Annotated in this window: 8 protein-coding genes; 3 read left to right on the top strand and 5 right to left on the bottom strand. The window is 40.1% G+C overall.

The annotated features are described in order from the left end of the window. Positions 1 to 273: 273 nt before the first annotated feature. The 5 genes from A3CY_RS0104290 to A3CY_RS0104270 form a co-directional block, all read right to left on the bottom strand. Entirely contained in the window at positions 274 to 708 is a 435-nt protein-coding gene (locus A3CY_RS0104290; protein WP_018336673.1) for a hypothetical protein, read from the bottom strand. An 11-nt stretch (positions 709 to 719) separates the two neighbouring features. Next, on the bottom strand, positions 720 to 1,352 hold the full coding sequence (locus A3CY_RS0104285) for a hypothetical protein (RefSeq protein WP_018336672.1): 633 nt from the start codon (positions 1,350 to 1,352) through the stop codon (positions 720 to 722). Positions 1,353 to 1,380: 28 nt separating this feature from the next. Then, on the bottom strand, positions 1,381 to 2,961 hold the full coding sequence (locus A3CY_RS0104280) for a RagB/SusD family nutrient uptake outer membrane protein (protein ID WP_018336671.1): 1,581 nt from the start codon (positions 2,959 to 2,961) through the stop codon (positions 1,381 to 1,383). A 3-nt stretch (positions 2,962 to 2,964) separates the two neighbouring features. Further along, entirely contained in the window at positions 2,965 to 6,459 is a 3,495-nt protein-coding gene (locus tag A3CY_RS0104275; RefSeq protein WP_018336670.1) for a TonB-dependent receptor, read from the bottom strand. Between the two features lie 140 nt (positions 6,460 to 6,599). Further along, a complete protein-coding gene (locus A3CY_RS0104270; RefSeq protein WP_169503552.1) occupies positions 6,600 to 7,829 on the bottom strand; it encodes a FecR family protein in 1,230 nt (409 codons plus the stop codon). Positions 7,830 to 8,623: 794 nt separating this feature from the next. On the opposite strand from A3CY_RS0104270, the gene A3CY_RS0104260 reads away from it, so the two are divergent. Genes A3CY_RS0104260 through A3CY_RS0104250 form a run of 3 tightly spaced genes read left to right on the top strand, consistent with a single transcriptional unit; the run spans position 8,624 to position 12,554 of the window. Beyond that, entirely contained in the window at positions 8,624 to 10,420 is a 1,797-nt protein-coding gene (locus A3CY_RS0104260; protein WP_155828175.1) for a hypothetical protein, read from the top strand. 12 nt (positions 10,421 to 10,432) lie between these two features. After that, the gene (locus A3CY_RS21860) at positions 10,433 to 11,752 is read left to right on the top strand and encodes a type I CRISPR-associated protein Cas7 (protein ID WP_018336666.1); all 1,320 of its coding nucleotides are present in this window, start codon (positions 10,433 to 10,435) and stop codon (positions 11,750 to 11,752) included. A gap of 7 nt (positions 11,753 to 11,759) precedes the next feature. Beyond that, positions 11,760 to 12,554 (top strand): hypothetical protein, encoded by a 795-nt coding sequence (locus A3CY_RS0104250; protein WP_018336665.1) that lies wholly within the window; start codon positions 11,760 to 11,762, stop codon positions 12,552 to 12,554. The last annotated feature ends 73 nt before the right edge of the window (positions 12,555 to 12,627 follow it).

The following is a 12,627-nucleotide window of genomic DNA, read 5'->3' as shown; positions in this document are numbered from 1 at the left end:
AGAGATTAAATTAAACAATACTCTTTTTGACTGAACGGGAAAGTTTGCACCAACCTTATTCAGTCTATAGAGATGAAATCCATTCAATAAACAAATCTTATAAACTTGTTCTCGTTTGAATGTTAAGCGATTCTATATTGAGTTTATATTGAATTTATAGGCTTAACATTCCTTGTCAAACGCCGGGAAAACAAGGTTTATTTTTGTAGAATCGGTGTAGGGGATAGGCACTTCTACAAGTGCCTATCTGAGCCACATACACACTACAATGATTTATTTCACGATGATGGTGAAACAATCGTTTACGTCTTTCGAGTAACCCTCGTTTTTGAAATTCAGGGAAATTACGTAGCGTCCTACCGGGACATCATGCTGTAGGGGAATCTCAAATGTACCGTCACCGCGAACTTCAAGTACTTCCCATAATTTATCGGGATCTCCCGAGGTGGAAGTGATATTCTTGATCGATACGATAATTTGAGCCGTTCCTTCCACTCCTTCAATAGGGGTACTTACCCAAGGTTGTCCCCATTTTGCCCGGAGGTAATCTTCACCGGCTACATCTAATGAATTTTTACTTTTTATCACCAGTGTATCGGGGTTATAATTTGCACTCTTTGTCAACAAGTATCCGACAGTTATATCCTGGCACCCGTTGGTAAACCATGTCAGTGTTCCAATGACGAGCAATATGATTAATCTTTTCATAGCTTTAGGGTTTAAATTTTTCCTAATATATAATTATAATTCAAAGCATGAACGACCCCATTCAGCGGTTGTATGTCCGGAGTTGCCAAAGGCACATGGGTATAAGCCGAGAAGGAATACAAGTACATGGTTTCCGGACCGACATCAGGTACTCCGCCATAAGGGGATTTGTCCACGTAGGCGATCAAACGGTTTCCACTGATGCAGGTTAATTCCGTTCCACCGTCTTGTTTGCTATCCGTGATGATATAATCCGGGTTACGGTAAGCAATCGCGGACTTTAGCATTTTTCCTTTGACCACGTGTTTCAGAATCATCTCCCGGCAAAATTCGGGAGTAAGTTCACTCACGTTTTCCATATCATTATCCCATAGGTAGCGTAACACGGAATAACTCGGCGGGGCGAAAAAGGTGATTTCCTTGTATTCCGGCTCATTTCCCTCGAATAGGGCTGTCAAACCTGCCCGTTCGATCATTGCCACAGTCAGTTCCCAGTTATATTTGTCACCTCGCAGGTATTCCATGATGCTGCAATCATGATACGGTGAAGATACTCCCGTGTCAATCCAATCTTGTTTCGTGTCACAACCCGTGAAGAGCGGTAGTACACAAATACATATTGATATATATAATAACGTTCTCATTTTATTATGAATTTTAGGTCCTAAATTTTTATATTCTTTTTAACCAATACGTGTTTTGGCGTGCTAATGGATTATTCTCGAATTCGATATCGTCAACTCCGTTAAAGAATACGCCATCGATAATATCCTGTGCCGATACATTCCGGAATCCGCCATACAGTTCTGTTTTGTAATACCCGTTCCGGATGATGTCGTACCAGCGCCAACCTTCCATCAATAACTCTTTTTCCCGTTCCTTGTAGATGGCATAGCGTAGATTCCCGTCATATTCGGATGAGTTGTAAAGTTCCGCGTTTGCGCGTTCCCGGATACGATTTAAATCGGCAATGGCTCCACTTTGATTGCCTAATCGAGCTCGGCATTCGGCTCGTAATAGGATAATATCGGCTAATCGGAACCAGATACGGTTCTGGTCAAAATTAGAAAATTCTCCTATATCCCAGCCGGATGTGCCGACCCTTGCCAATCGCCATTTCCACGGGTAAGCGTATCCTCCCGTGATGTCCGTGTCTTCGGCTTCCATGCGTTCGAAATCGTAGAAGTAGGCATCCCGTCGCAGGTCGGTTACCGTTTGGTCGCCCACGGTCCGGGTAGGGTACATTTCGCGTACGGAAGTATTTAATATTCTGTATTTCATGTTTTGGATATCTCCTTCTCCCGTGTTTGTTACTACCGGCCAGCTTTGGAAAAATCGCCCGAAACAAAATATGCGATTAGTTATAGAGAAAGGGTCTTCGTTTTCCATTTCTTCCCAGAATCCGCGTAATACATTTTCATAGATACTTTCCTGGTCGCCCCCGACTAACGTGCTTGTACATACCTCTTCCGGGGTTTTCGCCAATTCGTAAACGGGGGAGTTGATTAATGCCGTGCAGGCGGAATCGACAGCAGACCACAATGCCTGTTCATCGTAAGTTGCCTCTTCGGGAGCTGCCATGTATTTGCATCCTGCTTTCCATGCGCATAAATGGGCTAACAAGGCTTGTGCCGCCCCTTTGCAGGGAACGGATTTATATGTGATGGCATTCCCGTTGCAATCTTTTAAATCCGGGTATTCCGGGAGCGATTTGATCGCCTTTCGCGTTAATTCAATGGCATAGTCGATGACTTTTACCCAAGATGAAAATTCAACGGGTTGGAATTTTACTTCATCCCGAATGATCGGGCAGCGTCCCCAGCGTCGCCCTAACTCGAAGTAAGCTAATGCTTTCGTGAAAAAGATTTGCCCTTTATAAAAATTCCGGCGTTCTTGCGGCATTTCCACTTTATCAATATACGGTAACGGAACATTTGCCATTGCTATTACTTCGTATATGTGATTCCATTGTATCGTATATAATGCCGCATCATTTTCTCGCAAAAGAGCCGCATCCAATGGAGTATGATAATTCGAGTAGGCTCCATATAATGCTGGGTATTGAATATCGGTCATTCCCAAATATTTCCGGGCATATCTTTCCACGGTAAGCACCCCGATTTCAATTTCCCGTTCATTCTCGAAAGCGTTCTCGAAGGTGACAGAATTTTCAGGAATCATTCTTAATGTATCCTCGCAAGCGCAAAACTGAACGTAAGTTAGAATTGCTAACAGAATATAATAGTTTCTCATTGTTTAAAATTTTAAAGTTAAACCCAGCGTGTATTTTCTGGCTAAAGGATAATTTATCTGCCAGTCTTCCCCTGACGTGATGTCTACTGTTTCCGGATCCATTCCCGAGTAATTGGTCCATGTCAACAGATTTTCGCCGCTTACAAATATTCTTAACTCTTCCATCCCTACTTTTTTACTCCACTTTTTGGGGAAACTATATCCCAAAGTCAGGGTCCGCAATTTCATATAGTTGACCTTTTCAACATCCCGATCGACGGTTGACCATAAACCGACTGTTTGATCGTATTGGAATCTTGGGTAATCAGGGTTATCGTTCGGCTTTTCCCAGAAGCTGATTTTGTCCAAATCGACAACCAATGCTTGATAATTTGAAAAGGTAGAAAGACATCTTTTGACGAGAGGATTAACCATGTGTCGTCCTATCGTGTAGGTGAGTAACATATTCAGATCAAAATTTTTCCAGCGGAATTCATTCACGATACCTCCGCTGATTTCCGGTAAAGCGCTTCCTATGTAAACCTCATCTTCAGAATCAACTTGGGAATCTCCATTTAAATCGACAAATTTGTAATCCCCGGGTTTATAAAAAGTGTTTTTGCTATAATTGTTCGCTGATAAATAGAAACTTACTCCCTGTTGATTATAATATACTTTCATTTCATCTTGGGAATTAATAAAACCGTCTGTTTTTTTGGCATAAATACCATTCAGGGATTTACCTATAACCCTGCCACCAAAATCTTTTCCGTCATACGATTTTTCGAAACGATTCCAGTTTTTTGCCCCGTTCACGGAAATTTTCCAGTACAAATCCGGTTCCCGGAAAATTTCGTATTTGACCATCAGTTCTATTCCTTCGTTGGAAATTGCCGCTGCATTTCGCCATTGTTGTTCATAACCGTTATGATCGCCGGGTAGGGTGATTCGTGCAAGTAATTTATCCGTGTAGCGGTAATAATAATCCGCAGTAAACGTCAGGCGGTAATCAAAGAAATCCAAGTCCAATCCGAAATCATATTGGTCGGTTTCCTCCCACGAAAGTTCATGATTATACAGTCCGTCGTCCCACTTGGGATTGATGGTCGGGTTACCCCGGTAAGAAGTGGCTCCCACGTTCATAATGCCTAATGCCAGGTAATTGGAACTGAAGTGCATGCCGGAACGTCCCCAACTTGCCCGGATTTTCCCGAAAGAGAGCCAGCCTAATTTTTCCTTGATGAAGGGTTCCTCTGAAAACGTCCAACCGGCTGCCACGGAAGGGAATGTTCCCCAGCGATTGTTTTCCCCGAAAGTAGAGCTCCCGTCACGTCGGAAACTTAATGAGAGTAAATACCGTTCTTTGAAACTGTATTCTAATCGAGCAAAATAAGACAACAGGCTTTTTTCCTGCATATCCGATTGATAATGCTGGAAGGCGATAACTTCTTCATATTTGTAACCACCCCCGAAATCGTAGACTTCTTTCCCAATTTCGGGCATCCCGGAAGGGGCGTAATATATTTTATCGCAGGGAGAGTTCTCGGCGCTACCTCCGTTGTATTCTACTTGATCGTACTGGTATGAAAGTCCGGCAACGAAACCGATCGTGTGGTCTTCTTTCAGGGTGCGGTTGAACGAAAGAATGTTTTCATTCAATACCATCAGGTTGATACCTGTTTCCCCGATACTTTTGGAGTATCCGGATTCACTTAAATAGGAGGGTTGGAAATAGTTTCGGCGGTCGATGGAATAGTCTGCCGATAATGATGTAGATATATTTAATCCTTCTATGGGTTCATATCCTAACTTGAAATTGGAACGTAAACGGATTGCCCTGTTTTTTTCTTTGGTTCCCTTGTAAGCATCCAGTACGGAATTCCATGCCACGGAACCTTCTCCCGGGAATAATGAAGATAATTTATACGGGTCACCTGGGACTGTTTCGATGGCAGGTGCAGATCCTAATCCTTCTGATTTCGTTCCTCGTTTACGATTAGATAAGGATGCATTTAGGCGTAAATCTACATTCAAACGGTTTACCGGAGTTACGTTCATGGAAGAATTTAGATCCACCCGGTTAAAACCGGTACCCCTGAAAATACCTTCTTCGTTGTAGTATCCTAAACCGATACCATAAGTTATTCTTTCCGAGCCGCCGTAGGTTTGAATGTTTGCGTTCGTGACTTTGCCTTTCTCGTAATAAATCGGGAAGTAGTTAGTTGAGTTATTGTAGAATACATTCAAACTATCTTGAAACATATTGCCGTTGTTTGTATTATTATTAAAAGGGATAGGCTCGAAATTTCCATCGAGCATTGCCCCTCGGTCCCAGTTATCATATTGTTCTCGAAGTGTGGTCGGGTATTTATACCTGTTGGTTTCCGGATCGATATAAGCACAGAACCGCTCTCTGAAAGAACGCAGTCGAAATAAACGTTCTGCCCGTCCTGTCGTTATGGTCGGTAATTCGGGAAGGATACTCCAAGTTTGGGAGGCGTTCACGGTGAAAGTGGCGTCTTGATTTTTCTTTCCTTTTTTCGTGGTCACGATAATGACTCCATTTGCCGCGCGGGATCCATAGATTGCCGCAGAGGAAGCATCCTTTAATACTTGGATAGACTCTATCATATCCGGATTTAAGTCTGATAAAAGATTGGTGCCCGTGATGGGAGAGGTGAAAGAATTCAAGGGCACTCCATCAACCACCCATAACGGATTGGAAAAACGTCGTCCCTGTTCCACGTCCAATGAATTGTACCCGCGAATGGTGACTGCCGTGCCGCCGCCACCGGGAGCGCCGGACATTTGCGTGACATCCATTCCAGCCACGCGTCCTTGTAATAAAGTTTCGATGCTTACGGAAGGTATTCCGCGAAGTTCTTCTGCTTTTACGGTCGAGATAGCACCTGTCGCTTTGCGTCGGGTTGTCGTTCCATAAGCAACTACGACGGTTTCGTCCAGTGTTTGAACATCTTCTTCCAACGTGATACGAAGGGTATCTGTTTTTTCTGTGAAATTGATGGACTGTGTTTTGAAACCCACGAAAGAAAACTCTAAAGTTCCGTTGGTTACGGGGAGTTGTAGTGAAAACCAACCTTTGTTGTTGGTTGCCGTTCCCACGCTGGTATTGGCTAATTTGACGGTAACTCCCGGCATCGGTTCTTTTTTCTTATCGTAAACCCAACCTTTTAAAGTGATGGATTTTTTCTCGTCTTGCGTGTTCGCCTTGAGTTTGATAACAATTGCATTGTTTAAAACGACGTATTCGAGATTCGTGTTTTTCAAACATTTTCGTAGAATCTCTTCAACGTTAGCTTTGGTTTCATTCAACGTGATGCCTTTTATCGATGCGATATCCACGTCGTTGTACATAAAGGAGAAACTTGTCTGTTGCTTGAGTTCCCAAATGACCTCTTCCAACGTGGCGTTTTGTTTCTTGATCGTTACGATTTGTGCATTCGCCCCGGCAAAGGTTTGTAGCACGAAACACGTGAGTAATAGCAATGTCAGTTTCATACATCTAATCATTTTTCGCGTATTTCCCCCAGAGGGAAATACGTTTTTCCATCTTTTTTCCATAACTTTGTAACGTTAATTAATGACTAATTAATATTTAGGACCGGGAATTGTTGGCGCAGGACCCGATCCTTTTTTTATTATCTGGTCTGAATGGTAATCGTGTTTGCTTTCCGGACAGCAAGCACTTTCCCGCTCTCGTTGATAATTTCTAATAGGTCGTCGATATTCTCATATTTATTTAAATTAGCGGATATCCGTATTTCTTTTGCCTCGGGATTGGTGTAAAAGACGGTTACTTTGTACCAGCGAACCAAGTCGTTCATCACGTCCTCCATGCGTTGGTTGCGGAAGACAAACATCCCGTTAATCCATCCCGTGTACAAATCCGTGTCCACTTTCAGAACAGAAGTTTCTCCGGTTGTCCTGTCCAGGCGGAATTGCTCCGAAGGTTTCAACAGCACTTTCGTGTTATCGGCGTAAGCCCAGACGGAACCTTTTACCAGCGTGGTGTGCACGATGTCTTCGGTAGGGTAGGATTTTACATTAAAGCGTGTTCCCGTCACCTGTACTTTCATCCCTTTAGTGTGTACCACGAAAGCCCATCCTTCGGCATGCTCAACTTGGAAAAATCCTTCTCCTTCAAGATGTACCTCCCTAGGTTTCCCTTCCTCGAATTGCTCGGGAAAGCGTAATGTCGACTCGCAATTCAACCATATCCGTGTCCCATCCGTCAGTGTCACGCAGTAGTCTGCTCCTGCCGGGGTTTGTACCGTGTTGTAGGCAGGTTTTATGATCGGCTGGCTTTGTGCTTGTTGGTTTTTGGGACTTGCCGTATTATTTATTTGATAAGCAAGCATATTCAGAGAGTCGTTCACGACTTGGGTTCCTTGGGGTGTTTGTAAGTGAATCTGCGTTTGAGTCAGGTCGTAAACTTTTCCCGATGCGGTTGTCAATATGGCACCCCGTTTTCCCTTGTACACTTCCTCAACCACCTCTACCGTTTCCTGTTTCGCAAAATGTTGCCTTAGCATTAATCCTCCCGCCACGCTCAACAGCACACCCGCGCAAGCCGCCACGGACATCCACGCTCTCCTCCCGATCCGATGTTGCCGTATCGCTCGTTGATTCTTTTGCAAGGTCTTGTTCTTCTCTTGTACCTTCCGCCAAAACTTCTCCCATTCCTCGCTCGTCACGATCTGCCAGCCATGTTCTTTCCGTAAAAACGCTTCCCGATTCAGTATCACTTCCTCGAACAATTGTTTATTCTTCTCCTCAAGCAGCCAATCCACGAACTCCTCGTCCATCAACCTCTCCGGCTCCCTTAAATGGGAAAGGATAAACTCAATCTTGTCGTGTTTTTCATCCATATTCATCTTTTTTCATCTGTAACATTATAAACACAAGTTCACCCCGGAAATGGGTGAGGTAAAAATGAACTTTTTTTGAAATTTTTTTATCGAATCCAACCTCGGGAAACTAAATTGTTGCATAATATGCTTATTTTCATTATATTTATCGCAATAAAAAAAGAGGGCGTAGTTCCCGTTAGTTTTCCCGTTCGCCCTCTTAACAAATTCGAATTGTTGCACAAATGTAATAAATTATTTCAATATTGGATTATCTGTATATTCTATTTATTAGAAGAATAGTAAAAATTGGAACAGATAATACTGTTTTTCTCAATTATCTGTTCCTAAAATTACTGTTTTTCCCCAATTAATGCTTTGATAGGGGAATGTTGTAATGGATTTGTCTTGCGGCAGGTCTATTACAATTTATATTGTTTATTTTTTTGCTTCTACAATAGTCTTTATTATAGAGGGTAATTGAAAATGTGGAAAGTTATTTCAATGAAGATTCCTATTTAGAAATACAGGGATTAGTTGGGAATTTTATAAATCAAATTCGACAAAAATTGAAATAGTTTATTCTGATTTTGATAATAATACTTGTTTTAGTGTATTCATGTTAATTATAGCGATAAGAAATGTCTTTTTGGGCTTGTTTTATTCATTTAAATTTTACATATTTGTGAATATCTAAACGTGTGTAGGTATATTTGATTGGCGTTTCTGGATATGAAAGCTGTTTGGACAGGTAAAAACGGTATGGTATGGTAGAAGAGATAATTAATTTCGAGCGTTTTCTGCAAGAGGATGGGATGAAAAATCAGGAGATAAAAGAAGAGGGAATTTATGTGTGGGTGAAATATGTTGAGCTGGGAAAGTTTGAAATAAAGATAGGTCAGTATCAGAAAAAATCAGAATTGAATCAGTTTATTCAAGATTCAGAGCATTTTGAAAAGTGTTTTGAGAGATTGCCTTATGTAGAGGGTTTTGCTGCGGCGAACGAACGGTTTGACGCTCCGGTGAAGTTGAATAAATCTTCTTCTCCTTATTGTGCTATTATTGATGCAAGTCGATACAAAGCAAGAATCGAAGATCAAGCTTGGAATTCTATTTGGGAGAATTTCTTTCGTAAAGCATATCAATACATAACCCCTAAAGAAGATATTATGTCTGAAAAAATGCTCTTCTTTAAAGAGTATTTGCAGGACTTGAATCGATTCTGGCATGATCTTGTCGTATTCCAGGAAAGGGTAGCTGCTTTTAATGCGGATAAAGTAAATGACGGGAATAGTATAAAATTATATGATTGGGTATATATCTTTCTTGATGAATCGCTAGAGCGTTATAAATCATGTTATAATAATTTTTTGGGTATTGGTACAGATGATTTCAAGCAATGTAGTGAGTTATTGGGATTCGATACGGACAGGAAGCCGTTTTTATCGCATATAACCGGGATGTCAAATGAATGGTATAAAATTTCAAACGAGGAACAAGCGGTTGTGAAGTCGTTTATGAAGAAATTGAAGGCTAAGGATATTTTTCCTAAGCCATTGCCTATTTTTATTGATAGAAAAGAGTTGAATCATGATGTTGTCAGTATTGTTCATGAAGGAAAAGGTAAGTTGTCTTTTAATGATATTTTTGAACGACTATATGAGAATGGGAAGGATTCATTCAAGGGAGATGATTTAGGTAACTATTATTTGTTGTATGCTCAGATTGAAAATAAGAAACTTGGTATAAAAGATTTCGAGTATGTTCCTTCTTTTCTTTATAGATTAGACTATTATATTGAACCTGTTTTTAAGACAGATACAAGTCATGTGATTAAAATTAAAACGGTCTTTGACTTTCAGAAAATAATAGTTGGAGAGATTTTTGATAATTGTCTTGTAAAACAGGATGAAAAGGGTGGCTGGCATGAAAATTATTGGGGAGAGCTTGATATAAAATATTGCAAGACAAATAATATGTATCGTTTGTTGACTTCTTATCGAAGAGCTTTTTACGAGTACATCTATAAATCCAAAAGAGAGGCAATCACTAAAGATATGTTTCGGGATATTATAAACTCGAACATACAAGATGTCCTGAAGGACTATAAATATAGGGTTACGGATCAACAAAAAGAGGAGAAGATAAAGAAATTGTTGAACATTTATTTCAACCTCAATAAATACTTTGACAAGATGAATAATAATTTTAATCAGGAATCAGATACGTTTTCTATGGTTCAGACAACAAAAGATTTAATAAAGGGCTTTCAAGGGTTATTGAACGAGGAGAATCGTCACTTGGAAGAGGGACACGACGTGGAGTATGCCTTTGCATTGGGGCAGGTCGTTTATTATTTGGTAAGTCAAAATGAATCAAAAAATAAGACTCATTCGCTGTTGTTGCCTTATATGCAATTAAATAACTTTAATTCTATTATTCAGAATGTGAAGAATGATTGCACGAAATATGCCTATAAGATTGCTTTTTCAAATAAGAAGTTCAATAAGGCATTTAGTGAGATTTGTGGTTACATGGCTTCGACAAATTTCAATAACCTGAAAAGCTATTTCCTTGCCGGATATTTTTCTAAAAATATGATTTATAATTAATACATAAGTATAATGGATACAAGTAAATTTACAAAAAGAGTTTACGGTGCCGCTATCGTTAAGGCTGTAAATGCCAATTATAATGCGGATTTCACGAAAATGCCCAGAACTTTACCTAGTGGTATTGTTTATGCGACGGATAAAGCTTTGAAATACACGAACAGGTATTTCTGGTATAAAAATTATCCGGAAGATAAAATTTTGTATTTTACTCGTTATAAAATTGTAGAGAACGGACAAGGACAATATATTCCCATGTCGTTACGTGAATTGTACGAGAATTTGTTTGGAGCGATGGAAAGAAATAGTAAAAAACATACAGGAAATAAGATGATGTTATTTTACTATGATGGAGAAAAGGCAGAAGGAAAGTTACCTTCGTTAAAGCCATCTGCATTAAGCAAGTACTATAAGGAGTTAGACGAGAAACCGGCATATGCTGCTGAATTTAGCCGGATGGCAACAGAGGCACTGGAATGTAAAATTGAAGAGGTTGAAAGTTCCGTTTTTGATGAGCCAGGATATTTTTATGTATCTAAAAATGGCGAGGCGGTAATGTTGAATCTAGAGGATTCCGTGATGGAAAGTGCGATAGAGGATTTAGATATCTATTTTTTCGGAAAATATGATAAGATCAAAGTACTGTATAATCTCTTGAATTGCTTGGATGTACGTTTGTTCGGGGTTACATTTGCTGGAAATGCAAATGTTTCTATTCATGGACCTGTTCAGGTGTGCTCGGGGGTTGATCGTTTCTTCTACGAGGGGGGAGTGCAGAATCTTTCGTACACGGAGCAGATAAAATCTCCCGTACGTAATGATAAGTCGAACAATAAGGAAGCGGAAATGACGACAATCGGTAGTGCATCGAAAACGATGGAGGCTCATTATGTTCACAATTTTTCGATTAACCCAAAGAATTTGGACGATAGTTTGAATATTGTAAAGAATTTGGAGGGAGTGCAGCCGATACCGGGAATATTCCAAAGTGACATTGAAAAGTTGAAAGAGTCGTTACGTTGTGGAGCTACGTTCTATGATTCGACCTCGAAAGCTGGGTTAGAGAATGAAGTACTGATTTGGGTGGAACTAAAAGAAGGTAGTAAGCAGGTTATTCCTAATTTTACGGAACTGATTTCTGTGAGTCGGGAAAAAAAGGTTGTTGTAGACTTATCCAACGTGGCTGAATTACTGAATCGAAAGCATATGAAGGAGCAAATAGACAAGGTATGCGTGTATTATAATAGCTTGTATACTGAATTAAAGGGGATTGATAATAGCGGATTCTCCTTGGAAGAATTAGAGTTATTTGAGAGTAATACAGGGAAATAGGGTAGTAATGGATAAATTGATATCATTTGATATTTATGCTGATTTCGGTTTTTTAAGGAAGCCTTTTTCAAACTCTCAATTGGATTTATGTATGACATTTAATATGTTGCATAAGCCGGCTTTATTGGGAATCATTGGGGCTATATTGGGCTTGAAAGGTTTTGATGGGGTTGGAAAAGTGCCGGAGTATTACAAGAAACTTCTCAATTTGAAAGTTGGAATAGAGCCAATTGAAGGTTTCCATGAGAGAGGTATCTTTCCAAAGGCTTCGATCAAGTATAATAATTCGGTGGGTTATGCTAATACTCAGAGAGGTGTTCCTTGTAATTGGGTATTGAATGAGCAGGTTATAATAAAGCCGGCTTATCGATGTTATGTATTGATTGATAATTCGATAGATGATGTTTTGCAAGAAAAATTGTATCACTATATAACAAACTGTTACGCAGAGTACATCCCGTATCTGGGTAAGAACGAGTATACTCTATGGTGGAACAAGGAGGAAGTGTGTGAGTATTCTTATGCGAGAGAATTGCCTGGGAGTGTAACCGGCAGGTTGTCTTCTATTATCAATCTTTCCAAACTTACGTTGAGTGGAATAAAGAATCGTGACGAAAGAGCATCCGGATTTTCTTGTTTTGAAAAATTGCCGGTTGGTTTTGAAAAAAGGGGTAATTCTTATCAGTATAAGCTTGAGGATTTTGTTTACACGGATTGTATCTTGGAGCTATCAATGGAAATAAGTAATATTTTTAAGATAGAGTTAACAAATCGTATTATAAAGTATGTCCAATTGTTTTAAGTTGCCTGCAACAAGGGAAATCGTATCGAGGCTTGCCCCTCTTTCAGATGTGTTGCCTCAATGTGATAAGTAT

It is taken from the genome of Butyricimonas synergistica DSM 23225, from assembly GCF_000379665.1.
Taxonomy (GTDB): domain Bacteria; phylum Bacteroidota; class Bacteroidia; order Bacteroidales; family Marinifilaceae; genus Butyricimonas; species Butyricimonas synergistica.
Note: the sequence above shows the minus strand (reverse complement) of the source record. Positions and strands in the feature narration are given on the sequence as shown.